Consider the following 18,129-nt stretch of genomic DNA (forward strand, 5'->3'; position numbering starts at 1 on the left):
GGGGTTGATTCGTCTGATTCTGTCCGGTGCGACTGTGTTTGACCGCTTCACATTGACTGGTTGCTTTAACGCATGCGGAGTCACTTACTTGCAGCGGGCGGCCTCACGGTAGTAGCCGCCAAGCAGACGCATGGATCGGCGGTTCGGTGGCGACCTGGGCGGCAGCCATCCTAGGAACAGCTGACCTTGGGGTCGCCTGCTGATCGCGCCGCAACGGCAACTCTCTCGCGACGTGCGACGGATTGAAGCCGACCCTGCTGCAAACATCGCTTAGTGCTTCACTCGATCTTCAAAAAAGCTAAATCTGTGGCAATGGATCTGCATCTGTAACTGCGCCAACCCGCGCGGCTTCGATATTGGCTACCATTAAAGCGTTATTTGGGAACGAGCGAACGAGTCTGCCCATTCGCCAGCACTCTCGATGCTGCGGAAGATCTTTTGCAGCGGCATTTCGATCATTGGGTTGTTTCCTGCTGGCAGCAGACGTCGCGGATCGGTTTGGAGACCGAAGCACAGCTTCCTATGGGCATACGCGTACCCGAGCTCAAAGGCTGCGCCTTCGTCGATCGCACGTCCATCTAGCACGATGATCAGAGCACAGGCGGCATCAAGGGCTCGCAAGTCGCGGTCGAATATCGACTTGTAGGCTGCATTCTCCTCCACCCCGCACGCCAGCAGATCCACGAGCTTGCCTCCGTCTCTTTGCGGCAGATAGACATCCAAGCTTGCCTCAATTCGCGTCGTCAGAGCGAGGTTGAAGTTGAGTTCAGCTTCTGAAAAGAGGGGGGCCGCGAGGTAAACAAGCGGCCGGTTGTGATCAAACCGCTCCACCGCCTGCTCCGATGTAGCTCTTCAGCTTCGTAGTCAAATCCGCTGGCACATATTCGTGACGGTGGATTACCTCGGCGACTCGCTTGGTTAGCTCCGCGATACCCATAAACTGCGTGTCGATCGTGATGGTGCCCGGCATGGATTCATACAGCTCCTTCATGTCGATCTGCATTTCTTCCAACTTCTTCGCAGTATATTCTTCCCTACCGGTGGCACGTACCCGGGCAGACAGCTCTTTGGGGTCACCGAGCAAGAGTATGACGACGCCTTCTTCGACGCCGTAGCCGCCGTGTCCGTCATCAGGGCAGAGGCGATCCGCTAGGAATTTTGCCTTGGAGGGCCGCTCGCTCTTAGGCGTGAAGACTAGTGGATCGAGCGGTGGGCGGTCAACAACACTGATCACAGCATTCTCCTCGTGCCTCAGCGTGTCGTTCTTTTGCTCAAATTGACCAGCGATCCAATCGTCTGTGAAGGACCGCTGATCGTCCGTAAGCTTGTCCCAGGGGATACTTAGTACCTCTGGTCGAGGTTCGAGCCACTCATCCAAAACATTCAGATTGCGAAGATGACTGGTGGTCGTACTCTTGCCAACCCCAATGGAGCCGGTCATATAGAAAGTGTACTTCAGGGGGGTGGCGCTACGTTTCGCCAAGTCCTTAAGCTTGCCGTCCGGAACTTCACTTTCATTAATTAGCTTTAGCAGCAGCCTAATTTCCGAGGACGTCAGAAAAAGGGTTATAAGATTGTAAACCTTGAAATTTGTCTCGGAAATGAGATGTCGTTCAACATCAGAAAGCGTTTCCTTATTGGGGATCCAGTGGCAATAGTAATGGAAGTTGCCGGGATTTGTCTCGGCGCCACGCATCAAGACATTTCTGAGTTCGGCTTCTAGCGAGCACCCGACTAGCAGGCAGGTTTTTCTGGCGAAGTGAGCCAAAAGAAACGACGAGTCGTGACCGCGCGCTCCAACGTACTGCTTCGAATACGAAGCCTCTGAAAAAACAAATCGGTCGACCGTCTTTTCCATAAGGCCTGCCGGAACATATCCGTGCAGATGATAAATCACGCAGTCTTGCCGCCGAAATTGTGGCCAAGGGTCAGTGACAACCTCGAAGCCGCGGTTCCCCTTATCTTTTTCTCGTTTCCTTTCGGCGAGCGCTCGCTCGAGATAGTCGTCGAAGTTGAAATTGATAGTTAGTGCACTATTTTGGACGAGCGGGATAAGCGCTTCCATATAGGGGTGTTTGGGTAGCTCGGCAGCTATATCGATCGGCGGCGTTTTGTATAAATATTTCTGGCAAATTTTGAGCCACGCTGCCGTAGCAGTGTTCTGCTGCTCGGCGGGAGATAGATCGGCGTGCTTCCCAGAAAACGCCGCCCGAAACTTTTGGTAGAGGATTTCGGTCTGGTAGGGCGCTGCCATACCCTTGAACGCTGCGCCATTCGCTACGTCATTTCCGTCTACGTCGGGATCAGAAGCAATGTCATTGATCAATTTGCCCCACTGAGGGGCGCCGAAATCAATGCTTATTCCTGCTCCAAGGATCGTGCCGAAGCGCTGCTTGCGAACTTGCGAACGCAAATGCACGATTGCACGGGGGTACTGCCTCAGCAGATCGCAAAAAGCCTTATCGTCTTCTTTTTCCCTGGACATACTATCCCCTATAGCAAGTCAATTTGGCCGCTCGCGTTCTCGCGGTCTTTGATGCGCAAGCGCCATCCGCTCGGCGCCAACGACTGCTCTGTTTTGGCACGTCGTCCCTCGGCAACTTCAATGTGTTGTTCGAATACGTCTAGCGATCTTGGATCAAATGTTTCGTAGACGTGATTAACGTTCCAGAGCCCTGAGCTTGTGACAGCTCCGCGAGTGCTCCATCGGCCTAGCCAATTCCCACTTGGCAGATCCAGCGGCCCTGTTGGGCCTGCTAGGAGCGCGATGAAATTCCTTTCTAGGTAGCCGCGATCACTATCGGCCGACGAAGGGTCAGGCACCTCTAGCCATGCGACTTGCATACCTCCAATATACTCGGAGACTGCGAGCTCAATCTCTTCTTCTGCCGAGCGAACTTCGGCCGATGCAGACTGCCCCTTGCCCCATGTCGGGAAGATCGGTTCGAGCTCCCCAAGTCGTATGAGGGATTCACCCACGTGAAGGCGAAAGATCGATCCGCGGTGATTACCGAGGCCGTCGCCTCCGCCACGGTGAGTGCGAAGGCGGTTCCAAAGGGTGGCCTTTGATCCCTGACTGACCGAATGAGTGCCTATTCGAACAACGCGGTGCTGGAATGGTGCAGTCATGCGCATCTCTCCATCTTCGAAGAAGAAGTAAATGCCACGTTTTTGTCGAACAGACGCGGTTGTCTGCTGAGAAAGTCTCCGGCTCAAGCCGGTAGTTAAAGCGGCAACTCGTTCCAGAAGCCTGTAGAAGCGATCAATGTGCGACAGGCGCGCGTGTTCGCTTTCGACTTTCTGCAGCCAAGCCACTTGGCTACCAATCCCAAGTGCCGACATCGGTGCTGCGGTTTCATGGCCTTCTGACTCAAATGCGGGAGCAAGATATGAACGATACGCAGATCCGGCTAGAAATATGACACGACTGCCGACGGGGACGCGCGCACGAAAGGCTTTGAGGACACCGGCAGCCCATGTCCGTCGCTGCGCTTCACTTTGACTTAGGAGCGACTCGTCGTAAGGGGCGATTACGTCCTTGGGGGACAGCAGACCGTGCTTTGCGGAAAGGATAAACCATTGATCGGCACGCTTTTCGGCGTAGCTGCGTGCAGCCGAAAATAGCGGTGACCGATAGATAAATTCGGCTGTCGCCGGCTGATCACTCTTCCTGCTGGTACAGGCGACTAAACAAACCGTATTCGAGTGGGTCTTCTCCACGGATGCCTCACCTTAGGTCCTGCCACGCGAACTCGTGGAGCTTGCACGCATCGCACGCGCCGCATGGTACGAATCCGGCCGCCGAAATCTTCGGGCGATAGCAGCTCCAGGTGTCATGGCGCTGCAAGCCCAGACGCTGGGCGAGCTTGGCAATCTGAGGTTTCGACTTCGCTTGCAGCGGCGCCAAGAGCTTTGGACCCTTGGGAATGGCATAAGAGAGCATGTCTCTGAAACTTGCGATGAACTCGGGGCGGCAGTCGGGATAGCCGGAAAAATCAACGGAATTGATTCCCGTCCAGACTTCGTCGGCGCCAATTCCAGCAGCTTCGGCCGAGGCCAACATGAGGAAAATCCCATTCCGGCCAGGAAGGAAGGCACTCGAAACACCCTTCTTGATTTCCGCCACCGAGCGATTTTTCGGAATCTCGCGTGCGGGCTTGCTCCAAGCGACAGACACAATCTTCCGCTCAATGCCGAAGCGAGCGCACTGGGCCGCGGCATAGTCCAGCTCGACGTGGTGATGCTGGTTGTAGCTGACGCCCAGGCTAACGACTTCGTGGCCACGAGACTGGGCAAGTAGCATGCAGACGGTGGAGTCCAACCCACCGCTATGCAGCACAACAACCTTTCGCTTTTCTTTTCCCACTTCGCGCTCCGTTTCCGCAGATTTCCACAGGGCTGCTGTCTCACGCCTAAAGGCTCGCAGTGCGCGCCGCGAGCCCAGCTCCAAACGGGCCTAGCCTGCTGTCATCGTACAGCGCCCGCGCGCAGAGCGTCACCGAGCGAAGCCGCAGCCTAAGTGGTCGTGCCTGGCAGTTGTTCTGAGAACAGCGGACGCAGAGGTGTTACCCCTAATGTCAGGTTTCCGAGTCCGAAGCCTTTCGGCCATCGTGCTTGGCTGACCGCACCCAGTCCCATTCAGATGCCTGTTGACGACAAGGAGGTTCACACTGCCAGACCGGACGTCAACGAGCATTCACAGGAGGGGGCGCCAAAGCTCATTCGAAAACTTCCCCGCCGAGTCGACCGCCGTCTTCACCCGCCTCAGCCCCTCCACCTCCGGATACCCCCTCCCAAACTGCCCCACCGTCGCATGCAGCTGATACGGCTGGTAGTACCGCCCGCCGTGTTCCAGCGTCACATCGATCAGCGCCCGCGTCCACTGGCCCACCCGCTCCCGCGCGCTGGCCCAGGTGCGCTGCTTGTAGTACAGGACGAAGGAGAACACCGGCTCCTTGGCCCAGGGCAGCACCGATACCCGGTCCGCCGGTGAATGCCGGATCGAGACGTTCAGCGCTTCCACTTCGTTCTGGCGCAGCACCTTGGCCATGGCCTTCGCAAAGCTCAGGAACGCCGGCTCGGGGATGAAGTACTCCTGCAGCACATAGGTCGACACGGCCCGGGTGCGGGGTTCCAGTTCGGCCACGTCCAGGCTGGCTTCGTGGTTCAGCCATTTCACGACCTTCGGTCGCATCAACGCCGGGTGAGTCACCTTCTCGCGCAGCAGCGCGCCGCCCGGTAGTTCGGTCATCACGAAGATGGCGTTTTGCTCCAGCGCGTAGCTGGCGCCCCGGGGCACCAGCCGGCGCGGCTCGGTCAATGGCGTGTCGTCGGCCACGCGGTGCCAGGTCACGCTCACGGGCGCGTTGAAGTGGGGCGGCAGCAGGTCGGCGTTGTGCAGCACGGCGGTCGGGTCGGGCTTCACCGTCTGCAGGAAGAAGTCTGCATAGCCTTCCAGCGGCACCTGCTGTACCCGGCGCTCGATGCGCACATTGGGCACCACGTCCAGTTCCACTTCGGTGATCACGCCCACCGCGCCGTAGCCGCCGATGGCCGCCGCAAGTAGGTCCGGCCTTTGCTCGGGATTCACTTCCAGCACCGCGCCATCGGCCGTCACCGGTTGCAGCGCCCGCACTGAATGCCCCACCGGCCCCAGGCCGACGTAGCGGCCGTGGCAGTTCACCGAGACAGAGCCGCCGATCGTGAAGTTGCTGTAGCTCTGCATGATCTTCACGGCCAGGCCCAGCGGGTCGAGCACGTCTTGCAGGTCGCGCCAGCGCATGCCGGCTTGCACGCGCACGGCGCGGTCAGCAGGCCTCACCCACACCAGCTGGTTCATCGCCCGCATGTCGATGTGCAGGCCGCCCTTCACGCCGATCTGCCCGCCCATGCTGTAGCGGCCACCGCCCACGGCCACCTGGCCGGGCCAGCGGGTGATGGCCGCCGCCACATCGGCCGCGCTGTGAACCACGTCGATGCGCGCGACCTCGACGGGGTAAAGCCGGGTGACGTTTTCCACCAGCAGTGGCGCGGGCGTTGCCGCCGAGCCAGTGCCCGTGGCCAGTGCGCCTGCAGCGCCGAGTGATCCCACCATGAGGCGGCGTCTGTCGATCGATGGCGGCGGGGGCATGCGGCCGAGTATCTAGTGCCCAGCCTTGCTGGTGTTCAGTCGCGTGACGCGAGCCGCCATCACGGCGTGCCGCCCTCGCTGTTCAAGCGCTTGTGTTCTTCGATGGCCTCGCGGTCGCGCTGCAGTTCCAGCCGCAGTTCTTCTTCGCTGGGCAGGATCAGGCGGTACTTGCTGGCGAACAGTTGCTCGCTGCCATGAAGCACCGAGTAGCGCGCCACCGATTGGTCCTTGCTGCCGCACAGCAAGATGCCGACGGTCGGGTTGTCGCCCTCTCCCCGGCGCAGTTCGTCGTACATGCGCACGTACATGTCCATCTGCCCCACGTCCTGGTGCGTGAGCGGCCCGGTTTGCAGGTCTATCAGCACGAAGCACTTGAGCAGGTAGTTGTAGAACACCAGGTCGATGTAGAAGTCCTGGGTCTCGGTGCTGATGCGCTGCTGCCGGGCCACGAAGGCGAAGCCCTTGCCCAGCTCCATCAGGAACTGCTGCAGCTTGTCCATCAGCGCCGCTTCCAGCGTGGCTTCGAGCAAACGGCCGGCACCGGGCAAGCCGAGAAACTCCAGCATCACCGGGTCGCGCACAAAGGCGCGTGGAGAGTCTTCCAGCGCCTTGAGGTTCGCGTGTGCCTCCTCGCTGACGGCGGCCCTGTCCTGGCTCAGCAGCAGGCGTTCGTAGTACAGGCTGCCGATCTGCCGCTCCAGGGCCCGGGTGCTCCAGTTTTGGCTCGCGGCTTCGTGCACGTACCACTGCCGCGCTTCGGTACTGTCCACTCGCAACAGCAGGCGGTAGTGGGTCCAGCTCAATTCGCGACGCAGTGCGTCGCGAATTGGAAAGGCCTGGTAGAACGCCCGCATGTGGCGCAGGTTGGTGGCATCAAAGCCCCGTCCGAACTCTGCCGACAGCGCCTGGCCCAACTGGGGCAGCAAGCGCTGTCCATAGGCCGCCCGCTGCGAGCCGCCTTGCTCGAACTCCACGATGTGCCGACCGATGTGCCAGTAGGTCTGCACCTGCGCCACATCCACAGCCCGCAACACCTGCTGCCGCGCATCGGCGATGAGTTCGCGCAGGGTGCCCAGCAAGGGCGCTAGGCCGGCGGCCGGGGTCGCCTGTTTACCGCTCGTTGGCTTACGGCTCCTGGAGGTCATGACGGGAAGTGGCTGTCTGGGAGAGTCGTTGGCGGGCGTCGACGCGGTCATGGCGGTCGACGGTGACGGCGGATTGTGGCCGTTGGCTTGTCGCCCAAGGTGCAGCACAAGATGCCCATCCCCCGGGAAATCCCCAATCCCACCCTGAAACCGGTTTCCTACACTGAACCCATCAAGAAACCGGTTTCACGGCGCGCCGCTCCAGAGGCCGCCCGAAGCCGCCAGACGCCCCCAAGCCGTACCCCACCGTGAACTACACCCTCCAATTCGCCGACGTGCTGGCCGCCTGGCCGCTGTTGCTCAAGGGCACGTGGATCACCGTGCAGCTGTCGCTCACCGCCACGGTGTTGGGGCTGGTGGTGGCCATCGTGTGTGCCTGGGGCAAGACCTCGGGGCCGCGGCCGCTGCGCTGGGTCATCCAGGCCTACATCGAGCTGATCCGCAACACGCCGTTCCTGGTGCAGCTGTTCTTCTTCTTCTTTGCGCTGCCGGCCATCGGGCTGCGCTGGTCGCCGTACACCGCCGCGCTCACGGCCATGGTGGTGAACCTGGGGGCCTATGCCACCGAGATCATCCGCGCCGGCATCGAGTCCATTCCCAAGGGGCAGATCGAGGCCGGCCTGGCGCTGAACATGAAGCGCCACCAGATCTTCCGGCTCATCGTGCTCAAGCCTGCGCTGCGCGCCATCTTTCCGGCGCTTACCAGCCAGTTCATTTTGCTGATGCTCAGCAGCGCGGTGGTGTCGGTGATCTCGGCCGACGACCTCACCTCGGTGGCGGCCAACCTGCAGTCGCAAACCTTCCGCAGCTTCGAGATCTACATCGTGGTGGCGCTCATCTACCTGGCGCTGGCCATGGCCTTCTCGGCCCTGTTCCGCCTGATGCAGCGCCGTTTCCTCTCCTACCCGGACCGCCGCTGATGCGTACCTTCGGCCTCAACGACCTGTGGTTCATCGCTGCCGCGGCGCAGTGGACCATCGCCCTGTCGCTCATCGCCTTCATCGGCGGTGCCGCGGTGGGCCTGCTGCTGGCGCTGGCCCGCACCTCCGACAAGCCTTTGCCCATGGCGGTGGCGGGCGCCTTCATCCAGGTGTTCCAGGGCACGCCGCTGCTGCTGCAGCTGTTCCTCATCTTCTTCGGGCTGCCGGTGCTGGGGCTGGAAGTCAGCCCCTGGGTGGCGGCCGGCACGGCGCTGGTGCTCAACACCGGCGCCTTCCTGGGCGAGATCTGGCGCGGCTGCATCCAGGCCGTGCCCCGCGGCCAGTGGGAAGCGGCCGAGGCGCTGGGCCTGCACTACGTGGCCCGCATGCGCCGCGTGGTGCTGCCGCAGGCCTTCAAGATCGCGCTGCCGCCCACCGTGGGTTACATGGTGCAGGTGATCAAGGGCACCTCGCTGGCGGCCATCATCGGCTTCACCGAGATCACCCGCGCCGGCCAGATCATCAACAACGCCACCTTCCAGCCGCTGATCGTGTTCAGCGTGGTGGGCGCCATCTACTTCCTGCTGTGCTGGCCGCTGTCGCTGTGGGCCGGCCACATCGAGCGCCGCCAGGCGCTGGCGCTGCAGCGCTGAGCCCCCGCTTCTTCTTTCTCGCTTCCATCACCGGAGACACCGATGTCCACCACGTCCCGCCGCCCCTTCATCGCCGCTGCCGCCGCCCTGGCCTGCAGCACCCTGCTGGCCGCCTGGGCGCCCCTGGCGCAGGCGCAAACGGTGGACGAGATCAGGAAGAAGGGCACGCTCACCGTGGGCATGCTGGTGGACTTTCCGCCGTACGGCACGGTGGACACCAGCAACAACCCCGACGGGTATGACGCCGACGTGGCCAAGCTGCTGGCCAAGGACCTGGGCGTCAAGCTCAACCTGGTGCCCGTCACCGGCCCCAACCGCATCCCCTTCCTGCTCACCAACAAGGTGGACGTGCTCATCGCCTCATTGGCGGTGACGCCCGAGCGGGCCAAGCAGGTGCAGTTCTCGCGCCCGTACTCGGCAGCCACCATCGTGCTGTTTGCGCCCAAGAAGGCCAACATCAAGGCCCCGGCTGACCTGAAGGGCGTGCGCGTGGCCGTGGCCCGTGCCAGCACGCAAGACACGGCGCTCACCGCCATCGCCCCGGAAGGCACCGAGATCCGCCGCTTCGACGACGACGCCTCGGCCATGCAGGCGCTGCTGTCGGGCCAGGTCGATGCCATCGGCTGCTCCACCACCGTGGCCGCGCAAATCGCCAAGCGCGCCGGTGCCGACACCTTCGAGCAGAAGCTGGTGCTGCGCCAGCAGCTGATGGCCGTGGCCATGCGCCCGGGCCAGGCCGACCTGCTGAAGACCATGGACGGCCTGATCGAGAAGAACACCGCCAACGGTGAGCTGAACAAGCTCTACACCAAGTGGCTGGGCGCGCCGCTGCCGCAACTGCCGGCCGCCAACTGAAGCCCCTGACCCACCCGAGCGCCGCACGATGAACACCGCCGCCGAACCCATCATCCGCATCGAGAACGTCAACAAGTGGTACGGGCAGTTCCAGGTGCTCACCGGCATCGACCTGCAGGTGCGGGCGGGTGAACGCATCGTCATCTGCGGCCCTTCGGGCTCGGGCAAGTCCACGCTCATCCGCTGCATCAACCGGCTGGAAACGGTGCAGCAGGGCCGCATCGTGGTCGATGGCATCGACCTGACGGCCAACGCCCGCAACGTGGACGCGGTGCGGCGCGAGGTGGGCATGGTGTTCCAGCAGTTCAACCTGTTTCCGCACCTCACGGTGCTGCAGAACTGCACGCTGGCGCCGATGAGCACCCGCGGCGTGCCGCAGGCCCAGGCCGAGGCCACCGCGATGAAGTACCTGGAGCGGGTGCGCATCCCCGAGCAGGCGCACAAGTACCCGGCGCAGCTGTCGGGCGGCCAGCAGCAGCGCGTGGCCATTGCCCGCGCGCTGTGCATGACGCCCAAGATCATGCTGTTCGACGAGCCCACCTCCGCACTCGACCCCGAGATGGTGAAGGAGGTGCTGGACACCATGATCGGCCTGGCCGAAGACGGCATGACCATGCTGTGCGTGACGCACGAGATGGGCTTTGCCCGCAGCGTGGCCGACCGCGTGATCTTCATGGCCGAAGGCCGCATCCTGGAGCAGGCGCCGCCGCAGCAGTTCTTCAGCGCGCCGCAGCACGCCAAGACCCAGGCCTTCCTGGGGCAGATCCTGAGCAGCGCGCACGCATGAGTGCAGCCCAGATCCTGATCTCGCTGTCGTCCTTCGGCGCCGCCGAGGTGCGGCGGCACGGCCAGCTGTACTTCAGCCGCCTGGCCGCCGAAGCCGGCGCCGATGGCGTGGAAGTGCGCGGCGAGCTGTTGACCGATGCGGCGCAGGAGCTGCCCGCGCTGGCCGACGTGACGCTGCAGCTGGGCCTGGCCACGGTGTATTCCAGCCCTGAAGGCCTCTTCGCGGCCGATGGCAAGCTGGACCAGGCCGCCTTGCAACGCGCGCTTGCGGCCACCCGGCAGCTGGGCGCGCCACGGCTCAAGATGTCCATCGGCGGTTATGGCGCGCAGTCGCGTGAAGCCTCGGCCGCCGAGCTGCCCGCGCTACGCGCGGCACTGCAGGCCGCCCCGGGCATCGAGCTGGTGATCGAGAACGACCAGACCGTGCCTGCCGGCACCGTGCGGGCGCTGCAGCCCTTCTTCGAGGCCGCGGCCGATGCCGCGCTGCCGCTGCCGCTGGTGTTCGACCTGGGCAACTGGCACTGGCTGGGCGAATGCCCGCTGCAGGCGGCGCTGGCGCTGGGCAGCCGCGTGGGCTATGTGCATTGCAAGGGCGTGCAGCGGCTGCCGGCCAAATGGGTGGCGGTGCCGCTGGCCGACTCATCCGCCGCCTGGCGCACGGTGCTGGGCACGCTGCCCACCGGCGTGCCCTGGGCCATCGAATACCCGCTGGTGGGCGACGATCTGCTGGACGTCACCCGCACGCAGATCAGCACGCTGCGCAGCGTGGCCAGGAGCCTGGCATGAGCGAGCCGCTGGACGTCGTCACCTTCGGTGAGGCGATGCAGATGTTCGTCGCCGCCGAACCCGGCCCGCTGGAAGACGTGGCCAGCTTCCACAAGCGCACCGCGGGGGCCGAGACCAATGTGGCCATCGGCCTGGCGCGGCTGGGCCTGCGCGTGGGCTGGGTCAGCCGGCTGGGCACCGAGTCGATGGGCCGCTACCTGCTCAAGGCCATGCAGGCCGAAGGCATCGATTGCTCGCACGTGGTGTGCGACCCCACGCAGCGCACCGCCTTCCAGTTCAAGGGCCGCGTCACCGATGGCAGCGACCCGCCGGTGGAATACCACCGCAAGGGCTCTGCCGCCAGCCAGATCACGCCGGCCGACATCGACGTGCCCTGGCTCACTGCGGCCCGCCACCTGCATGCCACCGGCGTGTTCGCGGCGCTTGCGCCCAACACGCTGGCCACCGCACACGAGGTGATGCGCCTGATGCGCGCCGCCGGCCGCAGCATCTCCTTCGACCCCAACCTGCGGCCCACGCTGTGGCCGTCGACCCAGGCGATGCGCGAAGCCATCAATGCCCTGGCCGCCCGGGCCGACTGGGTGCTGCCCGGCCTGGAAGAAGGCCGGCTGCTGACCGGGGCCGACACGCCCGAAGGCATTGCCGCCTTCTACCGCGCGCAGGGCGCGCAGGTGGTGGTGGTGAAGCTGGGCCCCGACGGCGCCTACTTCAGCAGCGAAGCGGCCAGCGGCCATGTGCCGGGCTTTGCGGTGGCCGAGGTGGTGGACACCGTGGGTGCCGGTGACGGCTTTGCAGTGGGCGTGATCAGCGCGCTGCTGGCCGGCCGCACGCTGCCCGAGGCGGTGCGCCGCGGCGCCTGGATCGGCGCGCGCGCGGTGCAGGTGCTGGGCGATACCGAAGGCCTGCCCACCCAGGCCCAGCTGCAGGAGAGTGGCCTGTGATCACGCCCCGCCAGCAGGTGCTGGTGTTCCGCGAACTGCCGCCCGACCAGCTGGCGCGGCTGCAGGCCGCGCATGAGGTGACCGTGGCCAACCCCCGCGTGGCCGAGCAGCGCGACGCCTTTTTCGAGGCGCTGCCGCGGGCGCAGGGCCTGATCGGCTCCAGCTACCGCATCGACGCGCCGCTGCTGGCGCAGGCGCCCGCGCTGCGGGTGATTTCCAGCATCTCGGTGGGCATCGACAACTACGAGCTGCCGGCGCTGCGCGAACGTGGCGTGATGCTGTGCCACACGCCCGGCGTGCTGACCGAGACCACCGCCGACACCTTGTTCGCGTTGATCATGGCCACCAGCCGCCGCCTGGTGGAGCTGGCCGCGCTGGTGCGCGAAGGCCGCTGGCACAAGAACATCGACGAATCGCTGTTCGGCTGGGACGTGCACGGCAAGACGCTGGGCATCGTGGGCTTCGGCCGCATCGGCCAGGCGCTGGCGCGGCGGGCGGCGCTGGGCTTTGGCATGCCGGTGCTGTTCCACAACCGCTCGGCCGTGAACGTGAACGAAGAACTGCCCGCCCTGGCCGGCCTGGCCCGCCAGGTGAGCCTGGACGAGCTGCTGGCCCAGGCCGACATCGTGGCGCTGACGGTGCCTTTGACCGACGAGACGCGCGGCCTGATGAACGCCGAGCGCTTCGCGGCCATGAAGCCCGGCGCGATGCTGGTCAATGGCTCGCGCGGTGGCGTGGTGGACGAAGCCGCGCTGCTGGCCTCGCTCGACAGCGGGCGCCTGCGCGGCGCCGGCCTGGACGTGTTTGCCACCGAGCCGCTGCCGCTCGATTCACCGCTGCGCACCCACCCGCGCGTGACGCCGCTGCCGCACATCGGCTCGGCCACGCACGAGACGCGGCATGCCATGGCGGTGCTGGCCACCAGCAACCTGCTGCAGGCCCTGGCCGGGCAAACGCCCGCGGCCACGGTGCGCTGATCTGGGCCCGCAGCGGGCTGTAGGACAGCCCGCACGCCCCATCGCGCCCTCGCCCCGCAGCCGGCGCGCCGTGGTGGGGGCAGCATGGTTCTTCAAAGACAAGGAGAACCCCATGAGCCTCACCGAAGCCACCACCCGACCGCTGGCCACGCCGGATGAACGCCACCGCCCGCAGGGCGCCGGCGACGTGGGCGGCCAGGCCAGCACCACCGACGCCGGTGTGGCGCATGCCACCACCGCGCCCGATGACGCGCCCGGCGTGGGCCCGGCCGCCCGACCGCAGCCGGTGGACGGCGACTGGGCCCGGCGTGAAGACGCCGGCATCGACCCCGGCCAGGAGTACCCCGACAGCACCGGCGTGCGCCGCCCTGGCGTGCATGTGAACGACGACGACAACGTGCTGGAATCGCTGGGCAAGGCCATCACCGACCCGATGACCACCGCAGCAGACGACCCGCCCCGCGACCCGGCCGCGCGTTGACCGGGCTGAAGCCGCGCTCAGCGCAGCGTGGGCAGGCGAGCCGAGGCCGGCTCCGTCCGCTGCGCCGCCGCGGCCAGCCGGCCCTCATGCGCCAGCCAGCTGGTGAAAAGGGCGGGCGCCAGGGCCACCACCTGCAGCCCCATGCGGCTGACGCCCGAGGCGGTGGGTTCGTCGCACTGGCCCTCATACACCGCGGGCCGCCAGGCCTGCAGCGCCAGCACCCGCACGTGGCCGGGCACGATGTCCACCCGCTCATTGATCAGCAGCGGCACGCGCAGGCTGTGAATGCCATCGGTGGTGCGGAGTTGCAGCCGCACCGGCCGGCCGACCGGTATGCGCAGTTCGTTGGTGCCCACCACCGTGTGGCCGGTCACTGGGTCGGTGTAGCGCACCTCCCACCACCACACGTTGGCCGTCACCGTCACTTCCAGCGGCGGCGGGCCCGGCGCTTCCTCCAGCACGTGGCGGTCGAGCACGCTGTACATCAACAGCGCGGCCAGCACCACCAGCGGCACCGCCACCGCGCCCAGCAGGGCCCAGGTCAACAGGCGGCGGTGCAGGGCTGGCGGCTGGCTCATGCCGCCTCTCATCAAACGCCGTGCCTGCGTTGGTGCTGTCCCGCGTTCGCACGGGCATTGGTATCTCGATGTAGCCGACCGGCATGCTGATTGCCGAAGCCGCTGGCATGCAACTGGAGATGAACCCGCTCCCGCCCGACACGCGCGCCACGGGCCGCGCCGAAGACCTGCTCTTCGGCGAGGCCGGCGGTGCCTGGGAGCGCCTGCTGGACGATGACGCGCCGCTGCCTCGCACGGCGCATGTGCAAGTGAACGTGGAATGCGACCAGGGAGAACGCGATGAGGCAGGCCGAGGCGCCACCCCACCCGCCGGGTGGGCTGCAGGGCGCGCATGTGCTGCTGGTCGATGACTGTGCAGATGCGCTGATGCCGATGGCTGCGCTGCTGGAGATGTGTGGCGCGCAGGTAGACACGGCCGACAACGGCTTCACCGCGCTGGAGCGGCTGCGCCAGGCGCACTTCGACGTGCTGGTGTCCGACCTGCGCATGCCGGGCATGTCGGGCGTGGAGCTGGTGCGCGCGATGCGCGCCGACCGTGAGCTGGACCAGCCGCTGGCCATCGCCTACACCGGCTTCACCGCCATGGCCACGCGCGACGTGGTGGAGGCGGGCTTCGACGCGGTGTTGACCAAGCCGCTGGGCATCGACCAGCTGGAAGCCACCATCCAGCGGCTGCAGGCGCGGCCGCGGCCCACCAAGGCCTGACGGCGCGCCTGCCGCGCGCCTGGGTTGCGGCAATTCGGGCCAGGCTTCCGGCAATTCAGGTGCCGCTGCGGCGCTTGATGCAGGGCAACACAGAGGGAAGGGCGGGCGCTGGCGGCCCGGCACGAAAGGTGCGGAATGCAGGACTCCCGCCGGAGTACCTTGTCCCATGCCCGACCGCAGTCTTCGTGTCATCCAGCAGCAGCACCAGGCCTTGTCGCCGCGCCTGCAGCATGCCGTTCGGCTGTTGCAGATGTCGTCGCTCGACTTCGCGCAGACGCTGGCCGAGACGCTGGGTCGCAACCCCTTCCTGGAGCAGGAAGAAGGCGACGAGATGCCCTTGTCGCCGGGGCTCACCGCGCTGGTCAACCCGCTGGCGGAAGCCAGCGGCGCTGCAGGCGCCCGCGACGAAGGCAGCCTGCTGGAAGCCACCGGCGACGACGGCGGCCTGGACGATGCCGGCAGCAGCGAACCACCGCCGGATGCCGGCACCTGGAACGAAGCCCTGCCCAGCGCGCCCAAGGGCGATGGCGGCGAAGTGTCGGCCACCGAACTGGTGGCCAGCAGCACCGGCCTCAACACCCACCTGCACGGCCAGCTGAATCTGCTGCCGCTGGGTGAGCGCGACATGGCCCTGGCCAAGGCGCTGGTGGAAATGCTGGACGACGACGGCTACCTGCGCGCCGACCCCTTCGAGCTGACGGCCGACGATGCGCTGGACCCGCCGGCCACGGACGAGGAAGTGCGCATCGCCGTGCGCCGCGTGCAGTCGCTGGACCCGGCGGGCGTGGGCGCCCGCACGGTGCAGGAGTGCCTGCTGCTGCAGACCGGCGAGATCGAAGACCCGCACCAGCGGGCGCTGGCGCGCCGCATCATCGGCGAGCAGCTGCGCCTGCTGGGCACGCGTGACTGCGAGACGCTGGCCCACCGGCTGGGCTTTGCGCTGGCCGAGGTGGAAGCGGCCTGTGCCCGCATCCGCCGCTTCGACCCGCGGCCGGGCTGGCGCTTCGGGGCGCCGCCGGTGCACTACGTGACGCCCGACGTCATCGCCCGCCGCTACCGTGGCCGCTGGGTGGCGGTGCTCAACCCGGCGGTGGTGCCGCGGATGCGCCTGAACAGTACGGTGGTGGACCTGTTCCAGCGCCACCGCGGCGCGCCGTGCCCCGACCTGGCCAGCCACCTGCAGGAAGCGCGCTGGACCATGCGCAACGTGGAGCAGCGCTTTTCCACCATCGTGGCGGTGGCGCAGGCGGTGATCGACCGCCAGCACCACTTCCTGGACTACGGCGAGATGGCGATGAAGCCGCTGGGCCTGAAGGAGATTGCCGAGGCGGTGGGCGTGCACGAGTCCACCGTCTCGCGCGTCACCAGCAACAAGTACATCGCCACGCCGGCCGGCGTGTTCGAGCTAAAGCACTTCTTCTCGCGCGCGATGGTGATGCCCAGCGGCGCCTCGCTGTCGCCCACCGCCATCCGCGGCCTGGTGCGCGACATCATCGCGGACGAGAAGGCGACACATCCGCTGTCGGACACCGAGATCACCCAGCTGCTGTGGCAGCAGGGTCTGCGGGTGGCGCGGCGCACCGTCACCAAGTACCGGCAGGCCTTGCGCATCGAGCCGGCGGCCCGGCGCAAGGCCGCGGGCGCTTAGTCAGGGTCGGTGGCCACCGCCGATTCGCCCTCACGGGCGTATTCCTTCAGGCGGTTGTACAGCGTCTTCATGCTCACCCCCAGCGCGGCGGCAGTGCGCTCCTTGTGGTGGTTGAAGTGCTTGAAGGTGGCAAGGATCAGCTGCCGTTCCGCCTCGGCCATCGAGGTGCCCAGCGGCAGCGTCAGCGAGGGCACGGCCGGCGGCACGGTGCCCGCCGCTTCGGCCGTAGCCGCCGCCACGCTCATCGGCACGCCGCTGTCGCGCGGCAGCCAGTCGTCGCCGATGTCGTCGCCATCGGCCATCACGTACACCCGCTGCACCACGTTGCGCAGCTCGCGCACGTTGCCCGGCCAGCGGTAGGCCTGCAGCGCCTGCAGGGCCTGCGGCGTGAAGCGGCGCACCTGCCCTTCACGCTGGCACACGCCGGACAGGAAGTGCTCGGCCAGCAGCGGCACGTCCTCGCGCCGCTCGCGCAGCGGCGGAAGCTCGATCGGGAACACGTTCAGGCGGTAGAACAGGTCTTCGCGCAGCTTGTGGTCGGCCACCGCCAGCTCGGGCGCGCGGTTGGTGGCGGCGATCACGCGCACGTCGGCCTCGCGCAGCTGGGTGGAGCCCACGCGCATGAAGGTGCCGGTTTCCAGCACCCGCAGCAGCTTGACCTGCAGCTCGATCGGCATCTCGGTGATCTCGTCGAGGAACAGCGTGCCGCCGTGCGCCCGCTCGAAGAAGCCCTGGTGCTGCGTGTCGGCGCCGGTGAAGCTGCCTTTCTCGTGGCCGAAGATCTCGCTCTCGATCAGGTTGGGCGAGATGGCGCCGCAGTTCACGGCCAGGAAGGGCCGCGCGCGGCGGCGGCTCAGGTCGTGCACCGAGCGGGCCACCACTTCCTTGCCGGTGCCGCTTTCGCCGGTGACGAACACGCTGATGGACGTGACCGCCACCCGCGCGATCTGCCGGTACACCCGCTGCATGGCCGCGCTGCGGCCCCACAGGTGGCCGAAGTGGCCGCTGCGGGCCCATTCGGCTTCCATCTGGCCGATCTCGGCCTGCAGCGCATCGGGCCGCATCACGCGCGAGAGGATGCCCTGCAGCTGCCGCTTGCTCACCGGCTTGGTGATGTAGTCGGCCGCGCCGAGCCGCAGCGCTTGTATGGACGTCTCCAGGCTGGCGTGTCCGGTGATCAGCACCACCTCGGAATGCCGGATCAGCTCCGGCGTCTCGAAGAGGTCCATGCCGCTGCCATCGGGCAGCTGCAGGTCGAGCAAGACCACGTCGGGCCGCTGCATGGCCAGTTGGCGCCGCGCATCGCGCAAGGAACCGGCGGTGGCCACGCTGAACTGATGCTCGGCCACCAGCGCTGCCATCATGCGTGCCGCGTCCGCGTCGTCTTCAACGATCAGGGCGTGGCTCATCGGGAAACTCCTCCGGTACTGCTTGGAAGAAAGGGAAGAAGGGGCTGCCGCCGGTGCGGCGGGCCGGCTCCGGGGCATGCAGCATAAGCGGTTCGTTTACAAGCGGGGCATCAGT

18 protein-coding genes are annotated in these 18,129 nt (G+C 65.9%); 10 read left to right on the forward strand and 8 right to left on the reverse strand.

All coding sequences use genetic code 11. The annotated features are described in order from the left end of the window. Nucleotides 1–366: 366 nt before the first annotated feature. The 6 genes from MW290_RS07665 to MW290_RS07690 all read right to left on the reverse strand — a co-directional run bounded on the left by MW290_RS07665 (nucleotide 367) and on the right by MW290_RS07690 (nucleotide 7,209). Nucleotides 367–831 (reverse strand): nucleoside 2-deoxyribosyltransferase, encoded by a 465-nt coding sequence (locus MW290_RS07665; RefSeq protein ID WP_250194089.1) that lies wholly within the window; start codon nucleotides 829–831, stop codon nucleotides 367–369. Next, nucleotides 818–2,485, reverse strand: coding sequence for an SIR2 family protein (locus MW290_RS07670; RefSeq protein ID WP_250194090.1), 1,668 nt, complete (start codon nucleotides 2,483–2,485; stop codon nucleotides 818–820). The genes MW290_RS07665 and MW290_RS07670 overlap by 14 nt, the downstream gene beginning before the upstream one ends. Nucleotides 2,486–2,493: 8 nt before the next feature. Then, on the reverse strand, nucleotides 2,494–3,720 hold the full coding sequence (locus tag MW290_RS07675; RefSeq protein ID WP_250194091.1) for a GIY-YIG domain-containing protein: 1,227 nt from the start codon (nucleotides 3,718–3,720) through the stop codon (nucleotides 2,494–2,496). Between the two features lie 7 nt (nucleotides 3,721–3,727). Further along, complete coding sequence (gene queC, locus MW290_RS07680) at nucleotides 3,728–4,366, reverse strand: 7-cyano-7-deazaguanine synthase QueC (protein WP_250194092.1); 639 nt, start codon at nucleotides 4,364–4,366, stop codon at nucleotides 3,728–3,730. Between the two features lie 330 nt (nucleotides 4,367–4,696). Further along, nucleotides 4,697–6,094, reverse strand: coding sequence for an FAD-binding oxidoreductase (locus MW290_RS07685; protein ID WP_250194093.1), 1,398 nt, complete (start codon nucleotides 6,092–6,094; stop codon nucleotides 4,697–4,699). Between the two features lie 95 nt (nucleotides 6,095–6,189). Continuing rightward, entirely contained in the window at nucleotides 6,190–7,209 is a 1,020-nt protein-coding gene (locus MW290_RS07690) for a PDDEXK nuclease domain-containing protein (protein ID WP_250194094.1), read from the reverse strand. A 314-nt stretch (nucleotides 7,210–7,523) separates the two neighbouring features. Here MW290_RS07690 and MW290_RS07695 point away from each other — a divergent pair, with 314 nt between their 5' ends. From MW290_RS07695 to MW290_RS07730, 8 genes are all read left to right on the forward strand, one after another. Beyond that, nucleotides 7,524–8,195, forward strand: coding sequence for an amino acid ABC transporter permease (locus tag MW290_RS07695; protein ID WP_250194095.1), 672 nt, complete (start codon nucleotides 7,524–7,526; stop codon nucleotides 8,193–8,195). Then, a complete protein-coding gene (locus MW290_RS07700; RefSeq protein WP_250194096.1) occupies nucleotides 8,195–8,848 on the forward strand; it encodes an amino acid ABC transporter permease in 654 nt (217 codons plus the stop codon). Before MW290_RS07695 ends, MW290_RS07700 begins: the two co-directional genes overlap by 1 nt. A gap of 42 nt (nucleotides 8,849–8,890) precedes the next feature. Continuing rightward, nucleotides 8,891–9,703 carry a transporter substrate-binding domain-containing protein gene (locus tag MW290_RS07705; RefSeq protein WP_250194097.1) on the forward strand — a complete coding sequence of 271 codons (813 nt, stop codon included), beginning with the start codon at nucleotides 8,891–8,893 and terminating at the stop codon, nucleotides 9,701–9,703. Nucleotides 9,704–9,731: 28 nt separating this feature from the next. Continuing rightward, complete coding sequence (locus MW290_RS07710; RefSeq protein WP_310740062.1) at nucleotides 9,732–10,490, forward strand: amino acid ABC transporter ATP-binding protein; 759 nt, start codon at nucleotides 9,732–9,734, stop codon at nucleotides 10,488–10,490. Beyond that, a complete protein-coding gene (locus MW290_RS07715; protein ID WP_250194098.1) occupies nucleotides 10,487–11,275 on the forward strand; it encodes a sugar phosphate isomerase/epimerase family protein in 789 nt (262 codons plus the stop codon). The genes MW290_RS07710 and MW290_RS07715 overlap by 4 nt, the downstream gene beginning before the upstream one ends. Continuing rightward, a complete protein-coding gene (locus MW290_RS07720) occupies nucleotides 11,272–12,216 on the forward strand; it encodes a sugar kinase (protein ID WP_250194099.1) in 945 nt (314 codons plus the stop codon). Before MW290_RS07715 ends, MW290_RS07720 begins: the two co-directional genes overlap by 4 nt. Beyond that, nucleotides 12,213–13,193, forward strand: coding sequence for a 2-hydroxyacid dehydrogenase (locus MW290_RS07725; RefSeq protein WP_250194100.1), 981 nt, complete (start codon nucleotides 12,213–12,215; stop codon nucleotides 13,191–13,193). Before MW290_RS07720 ends, MW290_RS07725 begins: the two co-directional genes overlap by 4 nt. Nucleotides 13,194–13,305: 112 nt before the next feature. Then, nucleotides 13,306–13,674, forward strand: coding sequence for a hypothetical protein (locus MW290_RS07730; RefSeq protein ID WP_250194101.1), 369 nt, complete (start codon nucleotides 13,306–13,308; stop codon nucleotides 13,672–13,674). A 17-nt stretch (nucleotides 13,675–13,691) separates the two neighbouring features. Here MW290_RS07730 and MW290_RS07735 read toward each other — a convergent pair whose 3' ends face one another. After that, nucleotides 13,692–14,252: a cytochrome c oxidase subunit II gene (locus MW290_RS07735; RefSeq protein WP_250194102.1), complete on the reverse strand. Its 561-nt coding sequence runs from the start codon at nucleotides 14,250–14,252 to the stop codon at nucleotides 13,692–13,694. 279 nt (nucleotides 14,253–14,531) lie between these two features. On the opposite strand from MW290_RS07735, the gene MW290_RS07740 reads away from it, so the two are divergent. Both MW290_RS07740 and rpoN read left to right on the forward strand, forming a co-directional pair. After that, the gene (locus MW290_RS07740) at nucleotides 14,532–14,957 is read left to right on the forward strand and encodes a response regulator (protein WP_250194103.1); all 426 of its coding nucleotides are present in this window, start codon (nucleotides 14,532–14,534) and stop codon (nucleotides 14,955–14,957) included. Nucleotides 14,958–15,123: 166 nt separating this feature from the next. Further along, the gene (gene rpoN / locus MW290_RS07745) at nucleotides 15,124–16,605 is read left to right on the forward strand and encodes an RNA polymerase factor sigma-54 (RefSeq protein ID WP_250194104.1); all 1,482 of its coding nucleotides are present in this window, start codon (nucleotides 15,124–15,126) and stop codon (nucleotides 16,603–16,605) included. Here rpoN and MW290_RS07750 read toward each other — a convergent pair. Further along, complete coding sequence (locus tag MW290_RS07750; RefSeq protein ID WP_250194105.1) at nucleotides 16,602–18,014, reverse strand: sigma-54-dependent transcriptional regulator; 1,413 nt, start codon at nucleotides 18,012–18,014, stop codon at nucleotides 16,602–16,604. The two genes, rpoN and MW290_RS07750, sit on opposite strands and share 4 nt — an antisense overlap. Nucleotides 18,015–18,129: the final 115 nt, after the last annotated feature.

Origin of the sequence: Aquincola tertiaricarbonis (genome assembly GCF_023573145.1) — a bacterium.
GTDB lineage: Bacteria > Pseudomonadota > Gammaproteobacteria > Burkholderiales > Burkholderiaceae_C > Aquincola > Aquincola tertiaricarbonis_B.